Raw genomic sequence first — 22,687 nt, 5'->3', positions numbered from 1 at the left:
AGCGGTATGCCGGGATGGGCGGCTGCAAGGGCCGGGCGGACGGCGTGCGACCGCCCGGCAGATGCCACTGGGCGATCAGGGGTCGTACATCATCCCGTTCTCGTCGCGGTTGTAGTGGTCGCTGGCCACGCGGGTGCCATCGTCATAGACCACGTACAGCGTGCAACGCTGGTGGATGCCGAAGCCGGCACGGAAGGGCACGCACTCTTCCTGCAGGCCGACCTCTTCGGCGGCATTTGCCGGTGCCGAAGGCACCAGCGCGGCAAGCGCCAGCACGGCACCGAATGAACACGCGAACAGTTTCTTGTGCAGCATCATCGAACACGCTCCTTGTTGTCGTGGGTGCTACCAGACTCCATTGATGCAATGACTGCCGACCGCCGCTGGCAACAGCGTGCCGGCGCCGCACCTGCAGCAGAACACAGGCGCGGTCCTGTGTAGCACGCAGCCTGCGTCGGCAGGAAGTGCCTGTCCTCTCAGCGACCGGCCAACGCATCCAGCAGGGTGCGCGCAGCCAGCTTGCCCAGCGCATTGCCCGCCAGCGGGCTGTCGCCGGTCAACAGCAGGCGGTCCTGCATCACGCTGCCATCGATGCCCTCGTTGACGATCTGCACGCCCTGCTGGGCCAGGCGCTCACCGAAGAACCACGGCAGTTGACCAGGCATGTAGCCGATATCCGGGGTCTGCCGGTCCATCGCATCGGGGAAGGCGCAGATCCGATGACCGCGGAACAATGAACCGCCACCGGCTTCATCCACGCCAGCCGCCAGCAGCGCGGCAGGGCCGTGACAGAGGGTGATGATGTGACGTTGATTGTCCACCGCCCACTGCAGGGTGGCCTTCACCGCGCGGCTTTCCGGCAGGCCGATCAACGCGCCGTGACCACCGGGAATGAACACCGCGGCGTAGTCCGAACCGGCATCGAGTGCCCTCGCCACGTCGTCCAGGTGCAGAGGCTGGCGGAAGCGGGGTTCGTAGCGTTCGTACAGGCCGCCGATCTCGCGGTCTTCGCGTGGGAACGCCCACCATTCAAACTTCACCGGGTTGCCCGACAGCGTCGCCACGTCGATGTCGAAACCGGCCTTGTGCAGGTGATACATCGGCAGCAGCGTCTCCACCGGATGGTTGCCGGTCGAGAACAGGTGGCCGTTGGCGGTCGGCAGATAACGTTCGTCGGCGGCGATCATCAGCACTTTCCAGCGTCCGTCACGGCGGGCATCGGGATAGTCCGCGCCGGACAGATCGGTGGTTGCCGAAGTGAACTGGGACAGCGAGTACGGCGACGGGAAAAACGCATCGCGCTCGGCCGGATCTGGGCTGGGCTGACGGCTGGGTTCTGACGTGTTCATGCGGACCTCCTGCGGAAGAGAGTGGTCACCTTAGCCAGAGCGATGCGTACGCACGATGAGGGATTTCCCCCAATGCGATCAGGCAGGGTGCGCTTGCTGAACCCGCTGGTAGGCGTCGTCCAGCATTGCCAGGAAAGCCTGTCGCTGCGCGGCATCAAGCACCACCGCGCGTTCGAACGCATCCACGCTCGCACTCCAGTCCGCCAGTGTGTCGTCGTTGTAGAGGGCCTGATGCCGTTCCCATGCTCCGCCTGCCTTCAGGTACAGCCACTTGTCGAACAGGTGCAGCGGGCTGCCGTTGTCCAGTTGCAGGGGGCGGGTGGTCCTGGTGTGGGCCAGCACGCTGCGCAGCGCAGGTGAATCGTGAAGCTGGCCTGCCCAGACGTGGTTGCCAAGATGTTGCTCGGCAAAGCGCAGGATCGCCTGGTGATCATCCTCCAGCCCGGCCTCGTAGAGTGCCTGCGGCACCCGCAGGTGCCGGCGATCGAACAGCCACTTCAGTATCAGCGTTGCCGCCTGCGGGGTGGTGTTGTGTTCATTGCCAGGGTCGAAATCATGATGGCCGATGAACTCGCGGTCCTCATGCAGATTGAGCTGGATGGTGTCCACGCGCTGCCTGCGCTTGCAGAACCAGAGCTTGATGTCGACGTCCCCGGTAAGCGGCTTTTCAAAGTAGGCGGTGTCGCCGAATTCTTCCAACCGGCCGTTGAAGTACGCCAGGCAGTCCTGCAGTGTGGCTGATGGCTGCACGTATCCGTCCCAGAAGCCTTCGGGCTTTGGCGGATTGCCCTTGGGCCGGCGACTGAACAGGGTGGCGGACTTGAAGTGGCTCAGCAGGCTGCCACGCGCTCCGACGGTGGGCGGATAGAAGCGATCGTTGATGATGTCGAAGGCAAAGTAGAACTCCATGTCGTGGAGCTTGTCCTTGACCGATTTCTGCCCCTGGTTCGCGCTGATCGTGGTCGGGGGCTTGCCGATGCCGTGCTGCGCGAACCATGCCTGCAGATGAGCATCCGAGCCCTTGCTGCCGAGCAGCTCGACCAGTGTTGAGATATGCATTCCATTGCCTCGTTGTCGGTGGCCCGGACGGGAAAGCGCGGGCCATGGTTGCTGTAAGTCGTGCGCTACTTCGCCGGCAGAGGATGAGCCTCCATGTCCTCATGCAGGATGCGGCGAAGTTCGACGATGGCCGGCGTGGCTTCCTGCACGCTGTGACCGGACACGATCACCTTTTCCGAGACGGCCTTCGGCAGATGCGAGCTCCAGTAGGGAACCAGTCCATCGTCGGTCTTTTCAAGCGGGCCTTCGGCCTGGGTCCGCGCGATGATCGAGTGGTAACGCACCTTCGGCGATATCGGCAGATCGGCCACGGCCTTGACGAAGGCATCGTCCTTGTCCAGGTTCTGGATGCTGTTCATCTGGTAGCCGTGCTTGTCGTCGTTGCGCTCGACCTTGCCGTCGTTTGCCAATGTCGCGACATCCTCCAGCACCGTCAGCGGCAGGCGCACGAAGCGGCCGAGCCAGCGTCCCAGGCGCGTGCCGGCAACATCGGTGCCGCGATGGGGGGTAGCGATGAACACCACCCGTGAGATTTCCGGTTCCGGCTGGAATGTGAGCACTGGCGCGCCCTTCGTACGCAGCAGTTCGCGCTGCGCCGGAGTCATCTGCGCAGTCGCCAGCAGGGTGTCGACCAGATGGTCGCCGGAGGAGGACACCATCAGCCGCGAAATCACCCCGCCCATGCTGTGCGCGACCACCACCATGTCGCGCGATGCCAGCGCCTTGCCGGTTGGGTCGAAGTGCTGCAGTGCCTCGTGCAGGATCCGCCGGATCTCATCGTGGCTGAGGGCGATCGGCATGTTGGTCGGGTAGTAGAACTGCCAGATCTGGAAGTCGCCGCGGATCTCATCGTCACGCATCAGCTCGTTGGCTACGTTGACCCACGCCTCCGGACTGCTGGCCAGGCCATGGATCATCAGCAGCACGCGGCGGTCTGGATCGTACGGCTGCATCATGAAAAGATGCGGCTTGTCGATGCCGCCCTTGCCGCCGAACAGCGTACGCAGCGATTGCCGGCTGAAGTTGGAGCGGGCCAGCCACAGCGCGTAACCGGCGGTGAAGTTCGCCGCCAGTGGCACCTGTTCGCCGTGCAGTTCCACCACCGCTACCTGGTAGGGGTCGTGGATCTCCAGTTCCGGCTCGTCGTCGTGCAGCACTTCCCACAGGTTGTTGCCGGAAAAACGCAGCAGCACGGTCATCGACGGCGACGGCATCTCGCTCCAGTCGCGCTCGGCCGTCGTTGCGTTACCAGCGGCGGCGGCCGCCAGGCCGGTGCTGGCCGGGTCTGCCATCACCGCCACCAGTTCGGCGCCGAAGCCATCGCGGCGATGCACGCTGCGCAGGGTGCCGGTGAAGGACATCGATGCGGCCGGTACCAGTTCCAGCGGCTCGCGGGTGTCCGCTGCCGGGCCATCGTCGGCAGGCGCCAGTACGAAGGTCCAGCATCCCAGCTGGAACCGCCCGTTGTCGTTGCGCACCTGCTTGCTCGAATAGGCTTCGAACAGCAGCACGGCTGACTCCTGCACGGCCAGGTTGTAGTAGTCGCGCACCTGGGTCTGGCGGTCTTCGAAACCACGCTGGTTGGCGGTGCGTTCGGTGAAGAACAGATATGCATAGGATTGCCGCGCGATCTGCATCCACGCATCCAGGCGCGGCTGGAAGGTCGGGTCAGGCGGGGCGGTCGCGGCCTTGCTGCGGGCCACCGACGCCGACTCGCGCTTCGGCGCCGGCATCGTCATCGCGTACTGCACCCACAGTTCGGCCAGCGCCGAGCGCTTGTCTTCCTCGCGGACGACGATGCTGCCCTCCATCGCCTCGATGCAGGGCAGGCCGGGCTTGGCACAGGCGCCCTCGTCCAGGCCGGCCACGCGCAGGGTCTCCATGGTGGCCGCGCTGAGCTTGCCGCTGGTGAGAATGTCACCGCGCTTGAGCGCGATGTACTGGCCTGGCGTGACCGTGCCCACCTGCACCGATGGGCCGAACTGGCGCAGCGTCGCGCACCCGCTCAGGGCGAGCAGGGCAACGAGGACGAAGGTGGTGCGGATGACGCCGATGCCTGTTCTTTCCATGTGAACTCCCTGCGCTGGCGCCACTCTAGCGGCAGGCGTGTCAACGCGGAAGCAGGCCTGCGGCAGCGCCGGACCGTGCCCGGCGAACCCCGCCTGTCAGCCGGTCTCCCCGCAGATCATCCTTCGATCAGGCAGGTCACCGCAGCCGAATAACCTTCGTAGTCGTCACCGGCACCCACATGCAGCGTGTGCGTGGCATCAATCTTCTTGAGGTAGGAAGGCGCTTCGGTCTCGGCCGCGTCGTTGACCGTCGTCACTCCCCAGGATCGGGCCAAACGCTGGTGATCGACGCCCTGCAGATACACATGCAGGCTCTTGTAGGGCTTGGAAATGCTCACATCCGCGCTGGCTACGGTGCCTCCGAACAGCGCCACCGGCTTGCCCTTGGGCTCGAACACGCTGCCGGGGTCGCGGCTCAGGCCGGCGGCATGGAATGCCTGCTCCACCTGCGCTTCAGTGAAATCGGAACCCGCCTTGCAGGCCAGCAGAGTTTCCAGCGCGGTGGTGCTGGTTGCCGGAGGTGCGGCAACAGCGGCGGTTGTCAAGGGCAGGCCCAGCATCAGGGCGATAAGCGGCTTGTTCATTGCAGATCCTTCTGTATGTCGCGGAGCAGCGGAGGCGCCGGCACCAAGTCCGGGAAGACAGGCTGAAGTGTGGGGCAGGGCAGCGTTGTCGGCTAGGCCCCCTCGCTGGGCTGCCAAGGGATTCCCCGATCAAGGGCATCCAAGGCCAGTTGCGCCCACTGGCGGACCTCTTCCAACGGATGCTGCAGCTCAGCCCGCAGGGTCGGGCTGACCGTGCTGTCGCCTGATTCGCCGAGCAGTTCCAGCAGCTTTCCGCGCGAGTAACCATCATCCACGGCCGGCAGCCGGGCAAGCAGATGCGGCACCGCAATGGCCACGGCCGGGCGAAGACCCCAATAGGCGTCTTCGAAGGTTGCCGGATCATGATCCAGGATCTGGTCGAGCCAGGAGACAACGTCGATTCTGTCGAGATCCATGGCAGCCCCTCCCGTAGCCAGGGATTACACCATCTGCACGCCAGAGTCGTCGGTTTCCACTGTGATCATTTCCACCAGTGCCCATAGGCCGGTGAACAGCACGCCGATCAAGAGCCAGCCCAACAACAGCGTGATCAGTAGTTGGCAGACCGCGCGTCCGTGGTAACCAGCATAGAAGTTGTGCACGCCGAAAATGCCCAGGAACAAGGCGAGCAGGATGTAGATGGCACGGTTCCTGGCGATAGGCGCGGATTGCGATACCGGTGCCGCATAGACAGCGTCGATTGGCTGCTGAGTGGCCGGTGGGGCAGCTGCATCGCAGGTCGGGCAGATCGCCGTATCGCTGCGTGCCTTGCAGTTGCATTCGGAGCTGTTCATCAACGCCACGGTGCTTCTCCTTGTCGAGGCAGCGGTTCTGGACCTGATGCGGCCAACAAAAAAGCCAGACCCCAATCGACGGGAGATCTGGCTTTTCGTGCCCCGAAGGGCGGTACAAATGGTGGAGGTGGGCGGAATTGAACCGCCGTCCGAAGGCACTCCATCCCCAGCACTACATGCTTAGCTCACCGTTGAATCTCATCCCCGAGCAGCACGGTGTGCAAAGCGCACCCGGGAACCAGCCTGTTGTGTTCTTGTGCCGGACTGACAGGCAGCCGCCCAGCGCGATTCCATGATAATGACTCTACGCTGCGAGCATGGACACAAGCAGTTTCGAGGCTCCGCCTAAGTCGGCAGAAGGTCACGCACCGCAGTTTTTAGGCTGCGAGAGCGACCGGAGCGTAGTTGTCGTCGTTGGCAACTAGAGTTTTGCAGCTGGATTTACGAGGAAAGCTACCCCCTCGGCATGCGCCAGGCGACTTCACAACCCCCGTCGAAACCAATGCACCCCCGGTTTCTTCAAGTATTGCAAGGCTTCTGGGGTCAATGCTGGCAAAAAGCTGGCACTGACCCTGCCCAACGAAACGGATAGTACGGCAATCTTCCTGAACAGTCACGCGGCAACAGGCCTTCGTTCATCTCCACTTGCTGAACGTTCGCAGCCTATGCGACGCTCTTCCCGGACGCTCAGGGGGCAAGGAGCCGCGGCATGTCTGTCACACAGCTGTTGGGACCAAACAGTTACCTATCCTATCTCGATGAGGCAGCTGACGGCCGTGACGCCAATACACACAGGGCGAGGGTAGAGTTCGAGCCAGGCTCGCCAGTCGATGCCTATGTGAAGGTCTACCACGAGGATGACGCTCCTAAGGGCCTGGTCAACGAATTGATCGGCTACGTCTTGGCGAAGCACGCCGCGATCGACGTGCCCGCGCGATCCGCAGTGATATTGCTGTCGGCGACGCAAGCGGGCTACTTGCCAGCTGGGTTCAGGCCCATGAAGGAAGCGGAAGGCCGCGTCGTAGCGTGGTGCGTCGAGGATGTCGGCGGTGGCACTCCAAAGCAAACGTTTCGATGGAAAGAACAGCACGGTCTTCAGGCGCTCCGCGACGATCTGAAGAAGTGGCAAAAGCTCGTTGATGTCGTTGCCTTAGATGCGTGGGTACTCAACGAGGATCGAAATCTCGGAAACTTGGTCCGCATGGCGCCTGGGAAATATGCTGTGATCGACCATGGTCGGGTCTGTACGGGAAACGCTTGGGCCGTCCCACTCGACAGGTCTCGAGTGCATCACACAAATATGCTGGCTCTCATTGCGTGGAACTCTGAGAACGTTGAGCATGCCCCACTTAAGGTCAGATCCGGGGTTCTCAGTGCATTTGAGGCCCATGCGGATGTTCTCGCCAAGGCAGATCTCGACCTATCAGAGTGGCTGCCGCTTCTCGTGGAGGGGCTCGAGGAGCAAGATGTGAAGGACTTTTTGGAGGAGCGAGCTACATTCGTTCCGAAACACTACAAGACAGCATTTCAGGTGCTGCTATGAATCTGACAAGTCTACTCAGCAAGGCCACCCAACCTAATTGCCAGGCTGTTGAAGGCATCTGGCAGAACATTCGCTGGCGGCCAGATGCAGCCACGGGCGAAGTGCTGAACCTGGGCGTCCGGGTCAAGCTCGCTAATGGCCAGAGCGTTGTGCGCCTGATTGAGTCATTTGACCGGGTCAAGTGTCTGTATGACGCAAGCGTGGCAAGTGACGCGCAGTTCCTTGTGAGGGTCGTTGGCGACGCACTCGCTGAAGGTTTCGAAATACCTGCGACCGGCGTCTTTCTCAGTGAGGAAAAGTATGCCTCCGGCACTGACGTCTGCACAGTTGTCGATGATCTCTTTGTTCGCACCGTTCCCTTGGCGCGTCCACGCGCAGATGCGGAGCGTGTAGTTTCGGGTCTTAGGACTGAGCCGACAGACGCCATTCGCAACATTGTTTTTGACGAGCTTCGGCGGATCTCTGGGCTGCGCGCTGAGTCCATTATTCGAGGGGGAAATCAGTTTGAAGTGCGGGAACCTGGGAAGACTCACTATCTAGACATTCCTTTGCAGTCCAATAGGGCCCTTGGGACCATCGTATCGGCAAGGTTTGCCAAGAAGAAGGACGCCGAGCTCAGATTGCTTCGCGCTGACAATGACCTGCAGATTGCGAGACGGGTCTACCAAGGGGATCGCATGTTGATGTACGTGGTTCGGCACGACTCGGGTGCAGCGGCGGCCGAAAGGTTTGATGAACTCCTGGATGATTTCTCTTGGAAGTTCAACAAGGTGGGTGTGGAAATGAAGAGTTATTCTGATCCACTTCTTGTAGCGGAAGATGTTGTGGCGGATATGCTTGTCGCCTGACCATCAGCGGATGGATTCAATGGAGGCAGCCAGATTGCCGTTGCTTTTGAGCCGGCGTCCGGGACGATCGATGGAATCCAGCGGCCGTACTTCTTCGCCGTGATTGTCCAGTCGCGGTGGCCCATCTGCCGCGCAACCCACATGACGTTCTCGCCGGCGCTGAGTGCCTGGGAGGCGAAGGTGTGGCGCATCTGATAAGGGTACCGGTACCGGACGCCGGCCTTGCGCAGCGCGCGCTGCCATTCGCCGGCGCGGATGCTCTGATCCGACCCCCACCGTGCGTTGGTCCTGGGATCGTGGAAGACGAACTCGCCGGCGGTAGCCGTATGGGCGCGCTGGGCCTTCAGGGCATCGATCGCCGGCTGCAGCAGTTGCACCTCGCGCACGCCGGACTCTGTCTTAGGTGCCTTCATCTTGCCCATGACCCATGCGCGCCGGATCTTGACGGTGCCCTTGCGCCAATCGATGTCCGACCAGCAGAGACCAATCATCTCCGAGGTCCGCAGGCCCGTGGCGAAGTTGAACTGGCAGTAGTTGCGCACCTGGTCGTCGCGACAGGCGGCGAGGATCGCCCGGACTTCCTCAGGCGTGAAGGGGTCTACCTCTTCACGAGCGTTGGCCTTGGCGCGCCGTTTCACCCTGAACCCATCGAGCGGGTTGTTCGGGATCAGGTCGTCGGCCACCGCCTCATCGAGGGCGCCGCGGAGCGGGCCCAGGACGTTGTTGATGCGCTTGGCCGACGTCGCCTCGTCGAACGTGGCCACCAGCTCCTTCAGGGCAATGCGGTCGAAGTCTCGAAGTGCGATTGCACCACAACGCGGCACCAGGATGTTCTCAACGATGCGCCGGTACCCGATCAGGCTGCTGTGCTCGAGCTCGGGCTCCTTCAGCGCCAGCCATCGCGTCAGCACCTGTTCCAGGGTGTCTAGGGCAGCAGGGCGGACCGCCACCTGACGGGCCCGCTTGCTGGTGGGGAAATGCGTTGCATAGTCGAACGAGCCCTTCTCGATCTCGATCTTGATCTGGCCGAGCAGGTTTTCGCAGTACCGCAGGTGCCGTGCGGTCGGGGCCAGCTTCAGCCGCTCACGGCAGCGTTTGCCACGATAGTGGAAGGCTATCTCGATGCTGCTTTGTGAAACTGGCCGGACGCCACTTTGCCTTGGACTACCCACTCTTCGTACCCCTCAAGATCGATCAGATTTCTTCCATCTGGCGCCTTGTAGAACACAGCGCCCTCCAGCCAATCGCCGCGCTTGATCTTCGAGTTGATCGCGTCGACCGTGTAGCCGGTCAGTGCCTCGAACTGCTTGAGCGTGACGAATCGGACCGGGCGCAGGTTCGCGGGGGATGCGGCCCTCGACAATCCTCGCGCTGAGGGGGCGTGGCTACTCATGGGGCACCGCCTGCAGGCTCCAGAGGACCGACGGGCGTTCGTCGGGACCGTGGAAGGGCGCACGCTGCACCCGGCCCGTCTTGGCCAGCTGGTGCAGGTAGCTGCTGACCCGGTTCGAAGGCAGCTGCAGCTCGGCGGCCAGCTCGGCGGCCAGCTCGCCGGCCAGGCCCGGCCCCTCCTGCAGCAGCTGCAGGATCCGGGTGGAAGTGCCGTCGGCAGTGCCTGTGTCAGCCATGGTCTGCCTCCCGCGGCAGCAGCTTCTGTTGTTGCACGTGCTCGATCACCGTCTGGCCGCTGGACAGCAGGATGTGCGACAGGAATGCGGCCTCGAACGTCAGCATTCCGATCTCGATTGCGGTAACTTGGCCTTTAACCCAGTCACGCAGGATCGAGTAGACGGCGATGCCGCCGATCTTCAGGGCCTTGGCCTCGTGGTCGGCCCGCGTTGCGCGGATCCGGGGGCCGTAGGGGTGCTCCCGCAGCCACGCGGCGGCGTAGCCGCGGGCGCTGGCCTTGAGCTGCACCTGCCGCCCGCGGTGCTCGAACTGGATGAACAGCTCGCCGGTCTCGTAGTCTTCACCCGTGGCGAAGCGCTGGCAGCCGAAGCTGCGCAGCATCTTCTGGATGTCATTGATCGCATTGTTGCCGCTGGTGGCGTTCTCGTAGGGGAGGCTCATTTGCCCCCCGCCCGTGCAGCGCTCCAGATTGAGCGTACGATCACCGCTCGTGCCCCTATAGGTGGACAACGATGTACGTGGAGGTCTACCGATACAACGGCATGCTTGCCCGCATTGGCGGCTTTCATGGCTGGCGCTGGCGTCTGAAGACCATGGAGGGCCTGATAGTCATCGACGCGCGTGAGACCTTCCCGGATCGCCGGTCCTGTCTGGAGTTGGTATCGCTTCTGATAGACGGTTTTAGGGGCCCAATTGTTGATGCTGAGACCAACAAAGTGTTGAGTCAGGCCGGGGGGCAGTGGGTCGATGGTGATGAATTCATTCCGTTCGGCCCTAGCTAGATCCAGTTCCGGTGAGTGGAGCCTCGTGTTCATCCGAAGGGTCCTGTGAAGGCACTTTGAGTCTTCGACGGCTGGTTGGGTACTGATCGTCATGGTCAGCGCCTCTGGCCTACTGGCAACGTGGGAAGCCGTTGCGGCTCGGCAACTGCCGCTGTCAGGTTCCCCGTGTCGTGTGCCAGACGGATTGCGTCGAGCTCGACCTTCACCGCGCCGATGTAGGTGGTGGCCACGATGGTCGTGGCCTTGGCGCGCTCGATGACCTGGCCCATCTGTTCGGCGCTTAGGTCATCGTCGCCCAGGCGTTCGAGCATGGCGACCAGGTGGTCGCGGACATCACTGACCTTGTTCTTCATCTTCTTGCTCCTCGATTCGTCTCCTGACGCGGCGAGTGATTCGCGCCTTCAGGTGGACAAGTTCTTTCAGTTCCGGCGGGAACCGGTTGTGGTAGCTGTTGCGCCGCATGTTCTCGGCGAGGGTTACGGCCTCAAGGCGATCAGCAGTGATCTCTGCGGCTACCAGCGTCTTCAGGCCTGGCCGGAACACCACGATGTGTCCCTCCGGTACCGGGCCGTTTGCCGCCTCCCAGACCATCACGTGCACCGGGCGCCAGCGACTGACCGGGAACAGGGCTGGGTCGTCTGTGACCTTGCGCATCAGCACCTTCCGTTTCGGATCGACCTTCTCGGTCCCGATCGGCACGTAGTTGCGCGCCTCGCTCGCCGGTCGCCCCTTCTTGAACTGGGTTTCCCGCATCCGGCCGGCATACCAGCCAGGTCGGCGCAGACCCTTGTTCGCCGGCGTGGCCCCAGGCTTGATCCGTGAGGCGATCGATCCCGGTTCCTGCGTCCCGTTCCAGAGCGCGGCCAGCGGCTGGGTGTGGAAGTCCTCGGCCTTCTGCAGGCCCAGCGCCGCTGCGCGCCGGTAAACCGCGGCCTTGGGCCGCTCGAGGACGTACGCGATCAGGAAGGCGGGGAACCGCGGCCAGTTGAGCCGTAGCGTCTCGTCCTCGTCGGCTGTCCAGGGCCGGCGCGCGTTGGGGTGTGACTTGCGCGTCATGGTTCACGGGATCCAGTCCGTGCGCTTCGGTGCGTGGATCTGCTGCCGCGCGCGCTGCCGAACGGCTTCCTTCCGGAAGTACTCGCGGTGCTCGATCTTCTGGCCGCGGATACGGAAGCCCCAGCTGCAGGCGCGCGGCGGCAGGGTCAGCACCAGTGTCCAGGTGCCCTCGACCTGCAGGCCGTCGGCCAGCGCGATGCGATGCCAGCCTTCAGCGCGGCGGAATAGCAACTGGCCAGCGCCGTACCAGGTCGACGAATACGGTTCCTCGGTGATCGCCGACGGCACTGCATCCGGTACCGCCGGCAGCGGACCGTCGAAGGGCCTGTGTTCGAAGTAGCCTCCGCGCAGGATCAGGCTGAAGAACGACCAGGGATGATCATGGAAGACGACGCCGTGGTCGCTGCTGCGGATGTGGTGTAGCCGCAGGGCCAACCAGGGACGAGGCTGGCCACGGTCGTCAACGCCGGCGCGGCCGATGCGCAGCAGCCAGAAGCGGTCCATGTACGGCGTGCCGTCGGCGTTGACCAGGTGGAAGTAGGGCGTGCGGGCGCCGCGCTGGATCAGTGCTGCTGCGAAGCGCTCCAGCAGGCGCCGGCCCATCGTGCGCGGTGGCCCTTGCAGATCCATGTAGCTGCCACAGCGGCCGCACGATTCCATGTCCGGCCAGTCGCGCGCACAGCCGAACAGGGCGCACAGGAAGGCGCGCACGCGGCTCATGGGTGATCCCCCGTGAACATGGGGGTCAGGCCATTGGCAGCGGTCAGCGTGCCGGACTGGATTTGGCGCACGCGGCGCGCGCGCTCGGCGTGGCCACCACCGGCCGGCGCCCAGGTAGTGCGGTGGCGTGGCGCAATGCGGCGCAGGTGCCTTGCCAGCTCTGGGCTCGCCGCGCGCGCCTGAGCCAGCGCATGAGGCAGCAGCATCTTGAGAGGGAAACGGCCGGTGATCAGGGAAGTCGGGTGCACGGCAACCTCATGCGTAGGTGGTAAGGCGGAACTGCTCGCGGATCAGGTCGTGCAGCCGGCCGACCTCGGCGATCTGCAGGGCGAAGCGGGCGTCGATCTCGGCGCGCCGGCCGTCTTCGTCCCCGTGTTGCAGCTGCTCAACGGCGCCGTCCAGGAAGCGGAGCTTGCGAACGATCAGGTCGTCGCCGAGGACGAAGGACAGGTGGTCCTCCAGCACCAGGGCGAGCTTGGTGACCTGCTTGCCTGTCTCCAGGTGCAGGTCGACCTCGTCGCATCGCAGTTCGTGGTGCTGGCAGCGGACGATTGCGCCGCCTTCGACCGGGTCGCGCAGTTCGCATTCCTCGCCCAGGCTGAGGCCATCGGGCAGCGGCTCGCCGGCAACCCACCTGGTCAGGATCGCCCGCGGCGATACCTCGGCGTTCAGCGGCAGCGTCGGGAAGCTGCCGACCACGTTGCGCAGCTGGCTCATGGCGTTCTCGCCCGTCCTACGGCTGCTGGTATCGACAAACACGACACCGCGCTGGTGGTCCAGGTAGAGATCTGTGCGGGTGGGCCGGACGAAGGCGCGGGGCAACAGCTCGTGCAGCAGGTCGTCCTTGATGCGTTTCCGCTCGCGACCGCCGGGACGGCGCCCCTCCTGTTCCTCGATGTCCTGCAGCTTGAGCTCGAGCAGGTTGTTCACCACTGCGGGAGGCAGGATCTTCTCTTCGGTGCCGATGGTCATCCACATGCAGCGGCCGATCTCGTGCGACAGCTGCTCCTTCTCTTCGCGGCCGAACGGCGAAATGAAGCCGGCCGAGCACATTTCCAGCGGACCAACCGGCTTCAGTGCGTTCGCCTGCAGGCCGTCCTGCCAGTCGAACATCTGCAGCTGCGGATAGGTGAACATCGTGAGGTTGCGGAAGAACATCAGGTGTCTCCGGTCTGTTCAGAAGTGACGCTGCTGCCTTCGGGCAGCTCGGAAAGGCCCAGGGCGTAGAGCGCGTCGTCGATCGCGGCCTGTTCGGCTTCTGCGATGACGCTGTGCGTTCCAGCCACGCCCGGGATATGGACGTGGAAGAGCCTCATGGCTTGCAGGCCTCGGCGATGCGCTTGAACTTGCGGGCCCAGGTGGCCAGGTCCGGCTTCACCCCCGCGCTCCAGGCGATCTGGAAGATCGAGCCGAAACGGATCCGCAGCGCGCGCCACTGGTCCGGTGGTGCAACGCACACCGCGCGCTGGTAACGCTGCACGCGCGCTTCAGGGGTGATCGCCGGCGGCATACGGTCCAGGTCGTGCTGCACGATGGCGTCGACGCCATGGCCAAGCAGGTGCAGGTCGGCGGTCATTGGGTACCGCCTTGGGGCATCACGAAGCGGTAGCCGCGCAGGCGGATTGTCTCGATGGCGTGCTTGTGGCCAGCGGCAGTCAGCTTGCGCCGCAGGCGCGATACCAGCACCTGCAGGACGTTGGACTCCCGTGACGGCGGCTTGCTACCCGGGTACATCGCGGCATGCAGCGCCTCGACTTCCACCAGGCGATCAGGGGCCGCGACCAGAACCTGCATCACCACGGCCTCGGTGCGGCTGAGTTTGATGCTGCTGCCGGCGATCAGCAGACGCTGGCGCACGACGACGGCCATGGCGTCTTCGGCGCCCGGGCCCGCGGCCGCGGCGCAGCTGCTGCACAGGTCGGGGCCTACCCAGGAGCAACCGCCAGGGCAAGCCTGCTGCTCGGTGCAGCCGCAGACGCGGCAGCGGCGTTCGTTGGAGGTCATCAGTGCACCTCCACGAAAGCCAGGTCATAGATGACGCACCGCGCCCGGGCCACCACAGGGGAGGTGGTTTCTTTCGTCGACAGGGGGACGACGGTATTGGCCCGGGCGCAGGCGTCAGGGGAAACGGAATAGCTGCCGCTGGCCACGGCGTCGACGGCGTCGAGCGCAAGCTGCCAGCGGTACGAGGAGAAGTCGTTGGCCAGCGTCGCGGATACGCCGGCGGCGCAATTCGGCACGCGGCCGGTCTCGTTGTAGCCGTTGAGGACCGCCTGGGCGATCGTGGCCCGCAGGCCCCAGTCGTTCTCGGTAGCCAAGGTGTAGACCTCCAGCGCCGCGCAGATGCGCGGGCTGGTGATCACCAATGCAGCTGGTGCCCGGACGGCCTGGCCGGGTTCGTCTGTGGAAGGGGACGATGGGGAGAAGAAGGCGCCAAGGCCGGTGGCTCCGAGAGCCCCCAGTGCCAGGTACAGCGACGAAGACAGTGCAGACATGTGCTCAACCATCCGTGCTTGGGATGGCTAGCAACATAATGATAGTTTCTGGAACGGTCAAGCACTAAAATGATAGATAGACACGACCTGGTGCTAAGCAGCTGATTGATCAGGATTTAGTGGCCGGTGAATCCCATGACTTCGAGGGACAGGCCGGGCGTGATCCCGCCTCCTGCCGCAGTGCGCAGGTCATACATGGCGTCAGCAATTTGCTCCGCCCGAGCAGGGTCGCTTTGCATCGCGCAGGTCCAGAACACAGCGAGCTTCAGCAGCGCCGCATCCATTTCGGACTGCACGAGCTGCTGCTGGAAGCGTTCCTTGACGAGCTTGTTGGCGTGGTCACGCCATTGGGTCGGCAGATTGAAGGTAACGACGCGCGTATGGCGGTGTATGAACACATCCGCGCCTGTCTGCATCGTCTTGACGCCTGCGGCATTACCAAGAAAGTCGAGTATTCCCATGGCTGATCATGTCCCTGTGTCCTTGATCGGAACGGTCGCCGGCACCTGGGCGTAGCGGACTTCAGCATCTGCCACCCGCAGAATTGTCAGACGGCCCTCTGGTGGCACCGTGGCGAAGGCGTCCACCAAGCGTTCGATCTCCTCGTCCAAGAGGCTATCCAGCGCGATGTCCTGAACCAGGAGCTTCCAAGGCGTGATCTTGAAGGCGTCAGCGAGCTTGTCGACGGTCGAAGATGTTGGGTTCTTGGAGGCGCCGTCCGGGCTCAGTAGCCCCGACAGGAGAGTTTGCGCAACCCCGGCTTTGCGGCCGAGCTCTGCCTGAGAGAGGTTCAGGTGCTTCATCAATCGGCGCACATTGGCGGCGATGACATCAGCACTCGAGGGACGTTTAGCCATGGCTACCATGCTAGTGATGGCTGAACGCTCTTCGATGCTTGATTGCCTAGCATTAGAATGATAGGTTGAGGCCATGGACGCCGATACCCTCTTGCATCAAACCGTGGTGCGCCTGCGTACGCATGAAGGGAAGTACGCCGAGATCGCCCGGCAGAACCCGGACATCGGCTATTCGTGGCTGACAAAGCTGGCGCACGGGCAGATCACCAACCCGACGATCGCGAGCCTGCAGCAGCTGATCGAGGCGCTGAACGCCTTCGAAGGCCTGGAGCGGGGCGGCCTGGCCGAAGTGGTGGCGCAGGCGGATCCGGTTATGGAACTGCGCGCCGAACCGAGCGGCGACGTGGACGCCGGCCGCATCGTCCCGCTGGAGACAGCCTGATGGCCCGTCGACACCTCAGCAACCCTCGCGAAGGGGAGGGCCAAGGCCACGGCCGTGAGATCCGCGAGATCCGCGCGCTGCGCAACCAGGTCAGGGACCTGCAGCGCCAGGTCGACGACCTCAGCGCTTGGCGCGTCCAGCAGCACAAAGACTCCATGCGTATTGAGACGCAGGCGCCGGCGGCGGTCGGTTTCTGGGCGCGCCTCGCGGCGCTGTTCACCCGGAGGGCGCAATGAACAGCGGGCACCAGAAGCGCGGTCTGGCAAATCCACTGCCAGCCACAACGCCGACCGTCATGACCGCGGTGCTGAAGCGCATCGGGGCGCTGGAGCGCCGGGTGCGCGCGCTGGAGCAGCGGCAGCCGGTCTCTAGCGTTCCTGCTCAGAACCAGCGCGTTGCTGTTCCAACAGCCGCTCCGCTTCCGCCGCCTCCGCCAGCTCCTGTCGGCTCTGCTGCGCCTTCAGGATCTGACGCTCGATCTCCAACAGGCGAAGCACGGTCGCAGCGGCCACGCCGGTTGGGCCTTCGGGCGAGGTTTTGCCGCGCAGTGTTTGGATGGCGGCGCGAACTACCTCGAGCAGCATCTCTGTGTCGGGATGACTGCCAATGACGGCCAGCGTGAACCAGCTGTTCGCCTGCTTTTCAGCCTCCAACGCGGCGATTCGTTCGTCGTATTGGGCGAATCGGGCTTCCAGTTCGGATGGGGTCATGAGGAACGTCAATTGCTCGGGGGACGCCGATTCTGTCAGTAGTCGGCACAAGTTTCCTACGAATGCGGGCGCGCCACGATTATCGGGAGGTGCCGAGTGATGTCTGGCGATAGCAAACCGATGGCCGACAAACATGTCGGCGCATCGGACCTAGTGTTTACCGCCGGCCCGCGAGACCCAAGGCGACCAGGGCATTGGGCGCCGGTCTTCGACGATAGCTCTGGGGAAATCAGACCCCCGGATGAACCTGCTCGAAGAAGGCGCCATACCGCTGAAGAATTCGGGTCAGGGCATCTCGTCTCTGAACAGCCCAGTCTGGCGTACCGGCCTTCTCTACATGTCCAACAAGATCTTGGACCTGAGCCTTCAGCGCGGCCGGATTTGGATGAGTCGCGATGAGCGCATGGATCCACAGGTCCATGGCTGCCTTCTCACCATGGAGTACTTCCATGTCCTGAGCGACCGCCTCGAACTGGCCGCGGACGCGATGCTGGAAGCCGTCAAAGTCAATTGCAAGTTGCTGCAAATCTGCCATGGGTGTCTCCGGTTGGTGTTTGGGTTGGGTTGCACCCCCATTCTGCCAGCCGGAGGGCCCGCCCCTACTACCGAGGACTCCCATGCCCTGGATCGATGAAACCTGGCTGCAGGACGCGCTGGCGGCCCTGAAGGCCACGTGCGATGTCGACGCACACACCCGCAACGCGATGATTCAGTTCCTGCTGGACAACGGCTTCTGGGACCAGGAGAAGCTGAAGGACTGGACCAGCGCTGTTGCAAAGTTCAATAGCTGCCTCAACCCGAACAAGGCCGAGTTCTTCAAGATCGGCGAGCTGTGGGCGCTGATGCGCCGCTTCGGCCGCCACCAGCTTTTCCTGGCCATGGCCGCCGATCTCGGCTACGAGGTCCGGTTGATCCCCACCGAACACCGCCGGCAGGAGCTGATGCAGCAGTTGCTCGATGTCCAGGCACAGTGTGCAGCCGCCACGGAGCGCGTCGCCAGCCAGCTGGAACGCCTCAACACGCCCGCGCCGGAGCCGCGCCAAGGTGCCGTCCATGGACAGGGTCGCGCGCAGTTCTGCAGCCCCAACGAATGGAGCGCGCCTGGAAAGGCAAACGCCGTCGTCATGGTGGGCTGCCCGTAACGGGATAGGCCTGCGCAATGAGTAACGAAATCACGAAGCTCTGCTGGCCGCTACAGATGCCACCGCCCGCAAAGGCGGTGCTGATGGCGATCGCGTGGCATGCAGACGACTTCGGAATGGCCTTCCCGGGCTTCACCACGCTGATCGAGAAGACCTGCCTCAGCAAGACAGCGCTGCTGAGCGCGATCGCGTGGCTGGAAGACAATCAGGTCCTGACCATTCGCCGCGGCGGCAGCGACGCCGGCGGGACGAAGTACAGCAACCGTTACAGCCTCAACCTTGGCCGTCTGGACAAGAACGCATTCGCGTCGAAGCCGCGGCGCGCATCCAAACCGGTTCGCCAGACGGACCTGTCCGAGAGCGACGAAGGGGCCGACCAGTCCGCCAAACACACCGGTACGGATGCCGAACCGGTCCGCGACACGGACTGGTCAGGAGAGTCTGGAGGCGCCGACCGGTACGCGGGAAATACCGGTACGCAGGAAGGACCGGTACGTCTCGCGAACTCGACCGGTACGTCTCACGAACCTGACCGGTCCGTCTCGCGCACTCAACCGGTACGCGAGACGGACCCTAAAGGTCATGAAAGATCAGTAAAGGTCATTGAATCGTCAAACGCGCAGGCGCGCGACGACGAAGCGGTGATGCCGCAGCTCAGCGCCGACGAGGTCAACCGCGAGCTGATGGGCATCCCCCGTTTGCCGCCGGGCCTGGACCCGCAAGTCCTGGCCAGGTTCGTGCGGCACCGCCGCGTGCTGGGCAAGCCGATGTCGATCAGCAGCTGGTTGGAGCTGCAGCCGCGCTTCCGCCAGCTCACGGCCGACGGCCACGACCTCAACCGCTCCCTGCGCCAGACGATGGCTGCAGGCCTGGCACTGCCCGTAACACCGAAACCCGAGGGGACCGACCATGCCAACAATTCAGGCTCTGCTGCCGAACGAGTCCGACGTCGAGCAGAAGAAGACGAGCTCCGTGACGCCGCTGCAGAGGCAGATGCCGCCGCCGGCGCAACAGGCGCCCTTGACGGCCCGGGCTACGCGAACGCTGTGGGTGCGCATGGCTGAGATCTACGGGTACCGCTGGACCAGCGCCTACGGTGAGGATCCCAGTGGTGGCGCGGCGGCGACGTGGGCGAAGGGCCTTGCCGGGCTCACCGGTGAGCAGCTGGCCGCTGGCCTTGGGTCGAGCATTGCCTCGGCTGATCCGTGGCCACCGACCCTGCCGGAATTCCGTCTGCGCTGCCTCGGTGTGCCGAGCTTCGCCGCCGTTCGCAACGACACCGGCCGCCGGGACGGGTTCACGCGACTCGTGTGGCAGTATCTGGACGGCCACCGGTACCGCACCTCGAGCGCCGACAAGAGCGACCGCCTGCTGCGCGAGGCCTACGACCAGGCACGCGAATACGTGATGCGCGGCGGGAGGCTGCCGGAAGAGCCAGTAGCGGTGCTCGGCCAAGCCGCAGCGTCGCCGCCGGTACCGGCCAGTCCTGAAGCCCTGCGTCGTGCTGAGCGGGAGATAGCGGAGATCTTCGGCAAGGGATCCGCAGAGCCTGGCAACGACGACCATCCGCCGGCGACGGGCAAGATGGCTGCTGCAGGGCTGGACCGATGATCGACCCGGACCAGCTGCGCAACTACCACCGCCAGCAGGTGCTGTACGCCCTGCAACAAGGTGGTGAGCCGATGACAGCCTCGGAAGTGCATGAGGGCATGACCACCCTGGCCCTGGCCATGGGCCATCCCAGGGAGTGTGCAGCGATCACACCTGCGGCGGTGGCTGGCATCCTGCGCGGCATGCTCGGCGAGATCCTTGTCGTTCAGGGCGAGGATAGACAGAACCCAAGGTACGGCCGCGGGGAACCGACGTGGACTGCTACCGCGGGCCTGGCGCGCGTGGAGCGACCACTGGCACCGGGCACTCGAGCAGTCGGAGCTGGCGACCCTGCCGCGGCGCAGGCCCTGCCGGCGCAACGCCAGTTCCGGCAGATTACCGTCGACCAGCGGCTGGCATTCCTGCAGGCCGAGTGCAACATCCTGCTCGCCGATATCGCACGCGACTACACAGCGTTTGAGCAGCGCGTTCGCGTTCAGATCTCTGCGTTCGAACAGCGTGCTGCGCGACTGTTGAACCAGGGCGAGGACGCCGGCGCATGAGCAACCGCGGGTTGAGATACAGTCGTGTCGAGGACATGCCTGCAGGAATGCAGCAGCTGCTGCAGAAGGCGCGCGCTGTCGATACCAAGCCGGCGCCGGCGCTGCGCCCGGAAGAAGTGGCCGCGGCGCCGAAGCGATCGAAGTACGGCAACGTGGTCACGATGGTTGATGGGATCCGGTTCGACTCCAAGCGGGAGGCGCGCTACTTCGAACAGCTGAAACTGCGGCAGCAGGCCGGTGAGGTGCACTTCTGGTTGCGCCAGGTGCCGATGCACCTTCCCGGCGGTACGAAGTACGTCTTGGATTTCCTAGTGTTCTTGCGGACCGGTGATGTCGAGTTTGTCGACGTGAAAGGCAAGCAGACCAAGGAATTTCGGATCAAGAAGCGCGAGGTCGAGCACCACTACCCGATCAAGGTGCTCCTGGCATGAGCGGCTGGAGATCGAGCGGCAGCGCAGCCGGCACCCGCGTCGACCTCAGCGCGGTGTCCACCACCGCCCTGCTGCAGGAAATCGAGCGCCGGTGTTCGGCTGGCGGACCGCCCAAAGTTGATCGGCCGGCCAAGGAACGGCCGTTCGCGACAAAGGCGCTCTGGGCCCAGGACAAGGCCAACCAGGCACGCGCCAGGCTCGAAGAGCTCCGAGCGCAGTCGCTACCCGCGTGCGAGGCTGAGCTCGCCGCCCGTGCTGCTCAGGACTCGCAACTGGTCGCCGATGTCGTCAAGTACGACGGCATGGCCAAAGCGTTCACGAGGAAGGGGCAATGAAACCTGCAGAGCTGAAGGCGCAGTTCCCGACCGAGGCCGCACTATGCAGGTGCCTGATCGACTCCCTGACCGCGGCTGGCGGCTGGGAGATCTACCCCGAGACGGCTGGCTTCGACATCCTCGCGGTGTGGAAGGCGACCGGGCACCAGCTCGGCATCGAGGCGAAGCTGCAGCTCAACGCCAAGGTGGCCGATCAGATCCTACCGGCGCACTGGAGTAACAGCGACCAGCGGGGTCCGGACTTCAGGGCGGTGCTGGTGCCATGTACGACGGCAGCAAACTACGGCATTGCACGGATGCTCGATGCCCTGGGCGTGCAGGTCCTGGTGCCGGACAGCTGCACCACCCGGTGGAAGACAGAGCCCGGGCAGCAGATCCAGCGCGAGGTGCAGCGGCATGGCCTGCACCAGCCCGCCCCGTGGGACCGCGCATCCGGTGATCTCCGCGAGTGGGGACCCACAGCATGGTTCGATTGGAACCCCACCGAGCGCTGTGAGCTGCCTGAGTTCGTGCCGCGGGTTGCCGCGGGTGTGCCGGCGCCGATCCAGCTGACACCCTGGAAGGTTGGCGCGCTGAAGGTGCTGGCCGACCTCGAACTCGATGGCTTCACGACTGCGAAGGGCGTCCGGGCCCATGGCGTGGATCCGCGCCGCTTCTGTGCGACCGACGGGTGGCTGAAGCAACTGGGCGAGGGGAGGTGGGCCCGCGGGACCCTCCCTGCATTCGATGAGCAGCACCCCGAGGCCTATTCGCAGGTGCTGGCCCAGGCGCGCGCCGCGCGCGCTGCAGTGGTGGCAAAGAAGATCCAGGAACAGGCGCCATGAACGAAGCTGCAGTCGGCACCAACGCACTCGCCGTCGCGCGCGAGCTCGAGGCGACGCTTCTCAAGGGGACGAAGATCCCCTCCTGTGCCAACTGCAACGGCAGGGCGAGGGTGTGCTGGCCTGGCCGCGAGTCGCAGCCCGTGCAGTTCCAGTGCCGGCACTGCGGGCCGCGGAGCGCAGTGTTCGACAGCGCCGCGCCTCTCGAGTGTGGTCGGTGCGGCACCGTCCCGGCTAGCCTGTTTCCCCGCGGTGCACAGATCCAGTGCTGCAGCTGCGGGGCATCCTCAGCCGTGTTCGTCGGCCCCGATCCCGCCGGTGCTCTCGCCGCTGCGTTGGACGCCTGGTGCCGGCGCGCACCCATCCTGCCGGTTCTGGACGATGGCACAGCACAGCGGCGCCGGGGCGCAGCGCCGGATGGATTCGATGACGAAGGCAAGGGAGACGTCCTGGAGCTGCTGTCCCGCCTGCTGGTCGGCGGGAGCTACCGTATGCCCGTTGAGGGCCGAAGCACCCTGGCGCCACTGGGCAGCAGCGACATCGCCGGCGCGGTCGGCTACATGCGTAACCCTCTGGAGAAGCACACAGCGCTCGCTGTAGTGACGCGGATGGGCCCCGCTGCGATCGCAAGGCTTTCCCTCGCAGCCTACCGTCAGGTGGCCAAGGACGTGCGCGCTATGCGGCCGCGGCCGTTGGATCTCGGAAAGCCTGCCGATCGCTGGCGCCTGCGCCTGGTGATCTACGACGCGGCGCATGAACTGGTGTGGCCCGAGCGGCGGCAGCCGTTCGCCGGTCTGGCCAAGTCCGCGAAGATGCGCAAGGGCAACTACATCAAAGCCCACAAATGCGCCAGCGCTGTCCTGCAGGAAGCTCTGCATGGAGGCAGGCGCGGGTTCCGGCATGCGATGTGGTGAACAAGAAAGACTGG

At 64.3% G+C, this 22,687-nt stretch carries 37 protein-coding genes and 1 other RNA gene; 13 read left to right on the top strand and 25 right to left on the bottom strand.

All coding sequences use genetic code 11. The annotated features are described in order from the left end of the window. Positions 1-75 precede the first annotated feature (75 nt). The 8 genes from BW38_RS03185 to ssrA all read right to left on the bottom strand — a co-directional run bounded on the left by BW38_RS03185 (position 76) and on the right by ssrA (position 6,367). Positions 76-318, bottom strand: a complete 243-nt coding sequence (locus BW38_RS03185; RefSeq protein WP_025878849.1) for a hypothetical protein — start codon at positions 316-318, stop codon at positions 76-78. Between the two features lie 158 nt (positions 319-476). Next, positions 477-1,349, bottom strand: a complete 873-nt coding sequence (gene hchA / locus BW38_RS03190) for a glyoxalase III HchA (protein WP_032977826.1) — start codon at positions 1,347-1,349, stop codon at positions 477-479. Positions 1,350-1,427: 78 nt separating this feature from the next. Beyond that, positions 1,428-2,408 carry a hypothetical protein gene (locus BW38_RS03195; protein ID WP_032977823.1) on the bottom strand — a complete coding sequence of 327 codons (981 nt, stop codon included), beginning with the start codon at positions 2,406-2,408 and terminating at the stop codon, positions 1,428-1,430. Positions 2,409-2,473: 65 nt separating this feature from the next. Next, on the bottom strand, positions 2,474-4,477 hold the full coding sequence (locus tag BW38_RS03200; RefSeq protein WP_032977820.1) for a hypothetical protein: 2,004 nt from the start codon (positions 4,475-4,477) through the stop codon (positions 2,474-2,476). A 116-nt stretch (positions 4,478-4,593) separates the two neighbouring features. Then, complete coding sequence (locus BW38_RS03205) at positions 4,594-5,061, bottom strand: hypothetical protein (protein ID WP_032977818.1); 468 nt, start codon at positions 5,059-5,061, stop codon at positions 4,594-4,596. 92 nt (positions 5,062-5,153) lie between these two features. Beyond that, positions 5,154-5,477: a HEAT repeat domain-containing protein gene (locus tag BW38_RS03210; protein ID WP_032977815.1), complete on the bottom strand. Its 324-nt coding sequence runs from the start codon at positions 5,475-5,477 to the stop codon at positions 5,154-5,156. A 24-nt stretch (positions 5,478-5,501) separates the two neighbouring features. After that, on the bottom strand, positions 5,502-5,855 hold the full coding sequence (locus BW38_RS21275) for a TM2 domain-containing protein (RefSeq protein ID WP_051585128.1): 354 nt from the start codon (positions 5,853-5,855) through the stop codon (positions 5,502-5,504). Positions 5,856-5,974: 119 nt separating this feature from the next. Continuing rightward, positions 5,975-6,367, bottom strand: a transfer-messenger RNA (tmRNA) gene (gene ssrA / locus BW38_RS21595). Positions 6,368-6,564: 197 nt separating this feature from the next. On the opposite strand from ssrA, the gene BW38_RS03215 reads away from it, so the two are divergent. Further along, positions 6,565-7,398 (top strand): hypothetical protein, encoded by an 834-nt coding sequence (locus BW38_RS03215; RefSeq protein ID WP_032977813.1) that lies wholly within the window; start codon positions 6,565-6,567, stop codon positions 7,396-7,398. Further along, positions 7,395-8,246: a hypothetical protein gene (locus BW38_RS03220; protein ID WP_152543330.1), complete on the top strand. Its 852-nt coding sequence runs from the start codon at positions 7,395-7,397 to the stop codon at positions 8,244-8,246. Before BW38_RS03215 ends, BW38_RS03220 begins: the two co-directional genes overlap by 4 nt. Here BW38_RS03220 and BW38_RS03225 read toward each other — a convergent pair. Genes BW38_RS03225 through BW38_RS03240 form a run of 4 tightly spaced genes read right to left on the bottom strand, consistent with a single transcriptional unit; the run spans position 8,189 to position 10,385 of the window. After that, positions 8,189-9,418: a site-specific integrase gene (locus tag BW38_RS03225; protein WP_235189997.1), complete on the bottom strand. Its 1,230-nt coding sequence runs from the start codon at positions 9,416-9,418 to the stop codon at positions 8,189-8,191. The two genes, BW38_RS03220 and BW38_RS03225, sit on opposite strands and share 58 nt — an antisense overlap. After that, positions 9,361-9,639 carry a hypothetical protein gene (locus BW38_RS03230; RefSeq protein ID WP_032977808.1) on the bottom strand — a complete coding sequence of 93 codons (279 nt, stop codon included), beginning with the start codon at positions 9,637-9,639 and terminating at the stop codon, positions 9,361-9,363. The genes BW38_RS03225 and BW38_RS03230 overlap by 58 nt, the downstream gene beginning before the upstream one ends. After that, entirely contained in the window at positions 9,632-9,874 is a 243-nt protein-coding gene (locus BW38_RS03235; RefSeq protein WP_032977805.1) for a hypothetical protein, read from the bottom strand. Before BW38_RS03235 ends, BW38_RS03230 begins: the two co-directional genes overlap by 8 nt. Then, positions 9,867-10,385 carry a hypothetical protein gene (locus BW38_RS03240; protein ID WP_200867513.1) on the bottom strand — a complete coding sequence of 173 codons (519 nt, stop codon included), beginning with the start codon at positions 10,383-10,385 and terminating at the stop codon, positions 9,867-9,869. The genes BW38_RS03235 and BW38_RS03240 overlap by 8 nt, the downstream gene beginning before the upstream one ends. A 2-nt stretch (positions 10,386-10,387) precedes the next feature. Between BW38_RS03240 and BW38_RS03245 the strand changes: the two genes are divergently transcribed. Then, complete coding sequence (locus tag BW38_RS03245) at positions 10,388-10,657, top strand: hypothetical protein (protein WP_032977800.1); 270 nt, start codon at positions 10,388-10,390, stop codon at positions 10,655-10,657. Between the two features lie 95 nt (positions 10,658-10,752). On the opposite strand, the gene BW38_RS03250 is transcribed toward BW38_RS03245, so the two are convergent. From BW38_RS03250 to BW38_RS03295, 11 genes are all read right to left on the bottom strand, one after another. Continuing rightward, a complete protein-coding gene (locus BW38_RS03250) occupies positions 10,753-11,010 on the bottom strand; it encodes a hypothetical protein (protein ID WP_032977797.1) in 258 nt (85 codons plus the stop codon). Further along, positions 10,991-11,713 carry an HNH endonuclease signature motif containing protein gene (locus BW38_RS03255; RefSeq protein WP_032977794.1) on the bottom strand — a complete coding sequence of 241 codons (723 nt, stop codon included), beginning with the start codon at positions 11,711-11,713 and terminating at the stop codon, positions 10,991-10,993. The genes BW38_RS03250 and BW38_RS03255 overlap by 20 nt, the downstream gene beginning before the upstream one ends. 3 nt (positions 11,714-11,716) lie before the next feature. Further along, entirely contained in the window at positions 11,717-12,433 is a 717-nt protein-coding gene (locus BW38_RS03260) for a hypothetical protein (protein WP_235189996.1), read from the bottom strand. Continuing rightward, positions 12,430-12,681 carry a hypothetical protein gene (locus BW38_RS03265; protein ID WP_032977791.1) on the bottom strand — a complete coding sequence of 84 codons (252 nt, stop codon included), beginning with the start codon at positions 12,679-12,681 and terminating at the stop codon, positions 12,430-12,432. Before BW38_RS03265 ends, BW38_RS03260 begins: the two co-directional genes overlap by 4 nt. Before the next feature lie 7 nt (positions 12,682-12,688). Next, a complete protein-coding gene (locus BW38_RS03270) occupies positions 12,689-13,591 on the bottom strand; it encodes a recombination-associated protein RdgC (RefSeq protein ID WP_032977788.1) in 903 nt (300 codons plus the stop codon). Next, on the bottom strand, positions 13,591-13,749 hold the full coding sequence (locus tag BW38_RS21955) for a hypothetical protein (protein WP_161763264.1): 159 nt from the start codon (positions 13,747-13,749) through the stop codon (positions 13,591-13,593). Before BW38_RS21955 ends, BW38_RS03270 begins: the two co-directional genes overlap by 1 nt. Beyond that, positions 13,746-14,009, bottom strand: a complete 264-nt coding sequence (locus BW38_RS03275) for a hypothetical protein (RefSeq protein WP_032977786.1) — start codon at positions 14,007-14,009, stop codon at positions 13,746-13,748. Before BW38_RS03275 ends, BW38_RS21955 begins: the two co-directional genes overlap by 4 nt. Beyond that, entirely contained in the window at positions 14,006-14,437 is a 432-nt protein-coding gene (locus BW38_RS03280; RefSeq protein WP_032977783.1) for a helix-turn-helix domain-containing protein, read from the bottom strand. The genes BW38_RS03275 and BW38_RS03280 overlap by 4 nt, the downstream gene beginning before the upstream one ends. Then, entirely contained in the window at positions 14,437-14,928 is a 492-nt protein-coding gene (locus BW38_RS03285) for a hypothetical protein (RefSeq protein ID WP_081794597.1), read from the bottom strand. The genes BW38_RS03280 and BW38_RS03285 overlap by 1 nt, the downstream gene beginning before the upstream one ends. A 116-nt stretch (positions 14,929-15,044) precedes the next feature. Continuing rightward, entirely contained in the window at positions 15,045-15,389 is a 345-nt protein-coding gene (locus BW38_RS03290) for a hypothetical protein (protein WP_032977777.1), read from the bottom strand. Between the two features lie 6 nt (positions 15,390-15,395). After that, on the bottom strand, positions 15,396-15,785 hold the full coding sequence (locus BW38_RS03295) for a helix-turn-helix transcriptional regulator (protein WP_161763262.1): 390 nt from the start codon (positions 15,783-15,785) through the stop codon (positions 15,396-15,398). Between the two features lie 73 nt (positions 15,786-15,858). On the opposite strand from BW38_RS03295, the gene BW38_RS03300 reads away from it, so the two are divergent. Both BW38_RS03300 and BW38_RS03305 read left to right on the top strand, forming a co-directional pair. Then, complete coding sequence (locus BW38_RS03300) at positions 15,859-16,167, top strand: hypothetical protein (protein WP_032977771.1); 309 nt, start codon at positions 15,859-15,861, stop codon at positions 16,165-16,167. Next, positions 16,167-16,403 (top strand): hypothetical protein, encoded by a 237-nt coding sequence (locus BW38_RS03305; protein WP_032977768.1) that lies wholly within the window; start codon positions 16,167-16,169, stop codon positions 16,401-16,403. The genes BW38_RS03300 and BW38_RS03305 overlap by 1 nt, the downstream gene beginning before the upstream one ends. A gap of 132 nt (positions 16,404-16,535) precedes the next feature. Here BW38_RS03305 and BW38_RS03310 read toward each other — a convergent pair whose 3' ends face one another. Together BW38_RS03310 and BW38_RS21865 are read right to left on the bottom strand one after the other, a co-directional pair. Further along, on the bottom strand, positions 16,536-16,877 hold the full coding sequence (locus tag BW38_RS03310) for a hypothetical protein (RefSeq protein WP_032977766.1): 342 nt from the start codon (positions 16,875-16,877) through the stop codon (positions 16,536-16,538). Positions 16,878-17,106: 229 nt separating this feature from the next. Continuing rightward, positions 17,107-17,412 (bottom strand): hypothetical protein, encoded by a 306-nt coding sequence (locus tag BW38_RS21865; RefSeq protein ID WP_152543329.1) that lies wholly within the window; start codon positions 17,410-17,412, stop codon positions 17,107-17,109. Between the two features lie 82 nt (positions 17,413-17,494). Here BW38_RS21865 and BW38_RS03320 point away from each other — a divergent pair, with 82 nt between their 5' ends. The 8 genes from BW38_RS03320 to BW38_RS03350 are packed head-to-tail and all read left to right on the top strand — an operon-like array spanning position 17,495 to position 22,673. Beyond that, complete coding sequence (locus BW38_RS03320; protein WP_032977761.1) at positions 17,495-18,019, top strand: hypothetical protein; 525 nt, start codon at positions 17,495-17,497, stop codon at positions 18,017-18,019. 17 nt (positions 18,020-18,036) lie between these two features. Further along, positions 18,037-19,083 carry a helix-turn-helix domain-containing protein gene (locus BW38_RS03325; protein ID WP_032977758.1) on the top strand — a complete coding sequence of 349 codons (1,047 nt, stop codon included), beginning with the start codon at positions 18,037-18,039 and terminating at the stop codon, positions 19,081-19,083. After that, positions 19,076-19,630, top strand: a complete 555-nt coding sequence (locus BW38_RS03330) for a hypothetical protein (RefSeq protein WP_032977757.1) — start codon at positions 19,076-19,078, stop codon at positions 19,628-19,630. Before BW38_RS03325 ends, BW38_RS03330 begins: the two co-directional genes overlap by 8 nt. Further along, complete coding sequence (locus BW38_RS03335) at positions 19,627-20,172, top strand: hypothetical protein (RefSeq protein WP_032977754.1); 546 nt, start codon at positions 19,627-19,629, stop codon at positions 20,170-20,172. Before BW38_RS03330 ends, BW38_RS03335 begins: the two co-directional genes overlap by 4 nt. After that, positions 20,169-20,603: a DUF1064 domain-containing protein gene (locus BW38_RS21270; protein WP_051585126.1), complete on the top strand. Its 435-nt coding sequence runs from the start codon at positions 20,169-20,171 to the stop codon at positions 20,601-20,603. Before BW38_RS03335 ends, BW38_RS21270 begins: the two co-directional genes overlap by 4 nt. Further along, positions 20,600-20,938 carry a hypothetical protein gene (locus BW38_RS03340; protein ID WP_032977751.1) on the top strand — a complete coding sequence of 113 codons (339 nt, stop codon included), beginning with the start codon at positions 20,600-20,602 and terminating at the stop codon, positions 20,936-20,938. The genes BW38_RS21270 and BW38_RS03340 overlap by 4 nt, the downstream gene beginning before the upstream one ends. Further along, positions 20,935-21,762: a hypothetical protein gene (locus BW38_RS03345; protein ID WP_032977749.1), complete on the top strand. Its 828-nt coding sequence runs from the start codon at positions 20,935-20,937 to the stop codon at positions 21,760-21,762. Before BW38_RS03340 ends, BW38_RS03345 begins: the two co-directional genes overlap by 4 nt. Then, positions 21,759-22,673: a hypothetical protein gene (locus BW38_RS03350; protein WP_032977948.1), complete on the top strand. Its 915-nt coding sequence runs from the start codon at positions 21,759-21,761 to the stop codon at positions 22,671-22,673. The genes BW38_RS03345 and BW38_RS03350 overlap by 4 nt, the downstream gene beginning before the upstream one ends. Positions 22,674-22,687: the final 14 nt, after the last annotated feature.

Source organism: Stenotrophomonas sp. RIT309, from assembly GCF_000632045.1.
In the GTDB taxonomy this organism is placed as follows: domain Bacteria; phylum Pseudomonadota; class Gammaproteobacteria; order Xanthomonadales; family Xanthomonadaceae; genus Stenotrophomonas; species Stenotrophomonas indicatrix.
Note: the sequence above shows the minus strand (reverse complement) of the source record. Positions and strands in the feature narration are given on the sequence as shown.

Bases quoted from the DNA above. Each gene is read 5' to 3' on its own strand.
- BW38_RS03185 (WP_025878849.1), bottom strand. From the start codon at position 318: ATGATGCTGCACAAGAAACTGTTCGCGTGTTCATTCGGTGCCGTGCTG.
- hchA (WP_032977826.1), bottom strand. From the start codon at position 1,349: ATGAACACGTCAGAACCCAGCCGTCAGCCCAGCCCAGATCCGGCCGAG.
- BW38_RS03195 (WP_032977823.1), bottom strand. From the start codon at position 2,408: ATGCATATCTCAACACTGGTCGAGCTGCTCGGCAGCAAGGGCTCGGAT.
- BW38_RS03200 (WP_032977820.1), bottom strand. From the start codon at position 4,477: ATGGAAAGAACAGGCATCGGCGTCATCCGCACCACCTTCGTCCTCGTT.
- BW38_RS03205 (WP_032977818.1), bottom strand. From the start codon at position 5,061: ATGAACAAGCCGCTTATCGCCCTGATGCTGGGCCTGCCCTTGACAACC.
- BW38_RS03210 (WP_032977815.1), bottom strand. From the start codon at position 5,477: ATGGATCTCGACAGAATCGACGTTGTCTCCTGGCTCGACCAGATCCTG.
- BW38_RS21275 (WP_051585128.1), bottom strand. From the start codon at position 5,855: ATGAACAGCTCCGAATGCAACTGCAAGGCACGCAGCGATACGGCGATC.
- BW38_RS03215 (WP_032977813.1), top strand. From the start codon at position 6,565: ATGTCTGTCACACAGCTGTTGGGACCAAACAGTTACCTATCCTATCTC.
- BW38_RS03220 (WP_152543330.1), top strand. From the start codon at position 7,395: ATGAATCTGACAAGTCTACTCAGCAAGGCCACCCAACCTAATTGCCAG.
- BW38_RS03230 (WP_032977808.1), bottom strand. From the start codon at position 9,639: ATGAGTAGCCACGCCCCCTCAGCGCGAGGATTGTCGAGGGCCGCATCC.
- BW38_RS03235 (WP_032977805.1), bottom strand. From the start codon at position 9,874: ATGGCTGACACAGGCACTGCCGACGGCACTTCCACCCGGATCCTGCAG.
- BW38_RS03245 (WP_032977800.1), top strand. From the start codon at position 10,388: ATGTACGTGGAGGTCTACCGATACAACGGCATGCTTGCCCGCATTGGC.
- BW38_RS03250 (WP_032977797.1), bottom strand. From the start codon at position 11,010: ATGAAGAACAAGGTCAGTGATGTCCGCGACCACCTGGTCGCCATGCTC.
- BW38_RS03255 (WP_032977794.1), bottom strand. From the start codon at position 11,713: ATGACGCGCAAGTCACACCCCAACGCGCGCCGGCCCTGGACAGCCGAC.
- BW38_RS03260 (WP_235189996.1), bottom strand. From the start codon at position 12,433: ATGAGCCGCGTGCGCGCCTTCCTGTGCGCCCTGTTCGGCTGTGCGCGC.
- BW38_RS03270 (WP_032977788.1), bottom strand. From the start codon at position 13,591: ATGTTCTTCCGCAACCTCACGATGTTCACCTATCCGCAGCTGCAGATG.
- BW38_RS21955 (WP_161763264.1), bottom strand. From the start codon at position 13,749: ATGAGGCTCTTCCACGTCCATATCCCGGGCGTGGCTGGAACGCACAGC.
- BW38_RS03275 (WP_032977786.1), bottom strand. From the start codon at position 14,009: ATGACCGCCGACCTGCACCTGCTTGGCCATGGCGTCGACGCCATCGTG.
- BW38_RS03280 (WP_032977783.1), bottom strand. From the start codon at position 14,437: ATGACCTCCAACGAACGCCGCTGCCGCGTCTGCGGCTGCACCGAGCAG.
- BW38_RS03285 (WP_081794597.1), bottom strand. From the start codon at position 14,928: ATGTCTGCACTGTCTTCGTCGCTGTACCTGGCACTGGGGGCTCTCGGA.
- BW38_RS03290 (WP_032977777.1), bottom strand. From the start codon at position 15,389: ATGGGAATACTCGACTTTCTTGGTAATGCCGCAGGCGTCAAGACGATG.
- BW38_RS03295 (WP_161763262.1), bottom strand. From the start codon at position 15,785: ATGGCTAAACGTCCCTCGAGTGCTGATGTCATCGCCGCCAATGTGCGC.
- BW38_RS03300 (WP_032977771.1), top strand. From the start codon at position 15,859: ATGGACGCCGATACCCTCTTGCATCAAACCGTGGTGCGCCTGCGTACG.
- BW38_RS03305 (WP_032977768.1), top strand. From the start codon at position 16,167: ATGGCCCGTCGACACCTCAGCAACCCTCGCGAAGGGGAGGGCCAAGGC.
- BW38_RS03310 (WP_032977766.1), bottom strand. From the start codon at position 16,877: ATGACCCCATCCGAACTGGAAGCCCGATTCGCCCAATACGACGAACGA.
- BW38_RS21865 (WP_152543329.1), bottom strand. From the start codon at position 17,412: ATGGCAGATTTGCAGCAACTTGCAATTGACTTTGACGGCTTCCAGCAT.
- BW38_RS03320 (WP_032977761.1), top strand. From the start codon at position 17,495: ATGCCCTGGATCGATGAAACCTGGCTGCAGGACGCGCTGGCGGCCCTG.
- BW38_RS03325 (WP_032977758.1), top strand. From the start codon at position 18,037: ATGAGTAACGAAATCACGAAGCTCTGCTGGCCGCTACAGATGCCACCG.
- BW38_RS03330 (WP_032977757.1), top strand. From the start codon at position 19,076: ATGGCTGAGATCTACGGGTACCGCTGGACCAGCGCCTACGGTGAGGAT.
- BW38_RS03335 (WP_032977754.1), top strand. From the start codon at position 19,627: ATGATCGACCCGGACCAGCTGCGCAACTACCACCGCCAGCAGGTGCTG.
- BW38_RS21270 (WP_051585126.1), top strand. From the start codon at position 20,169: ATGAGCAACCGCGGGTTGAGATACAGTCGTGTCGAGGACATGCCTGCA.
- BW38_RS03340 (WP_032977751.1), top strand. From the start codon at position 20,600: ATGAGCGGCTGGAGATCGAGCGGCAGCGCAGCCGGCACCCGCGTCGAC.
- BW38_RS03345 (WP_032977749.1), top strand. From the start codon at position 20,935: ATGAAACCTGCAGAGCTGAAGGCGCAGTTCCCGACCGAGGCCGCACTA.
- BW38_RS03350 (WP_032977948.1), top strand. From the start codon at position 21,759: ATGAACGAAGCTGCAGTCGGCACCAACGCACTCGCCGTCGCGCGCGAG.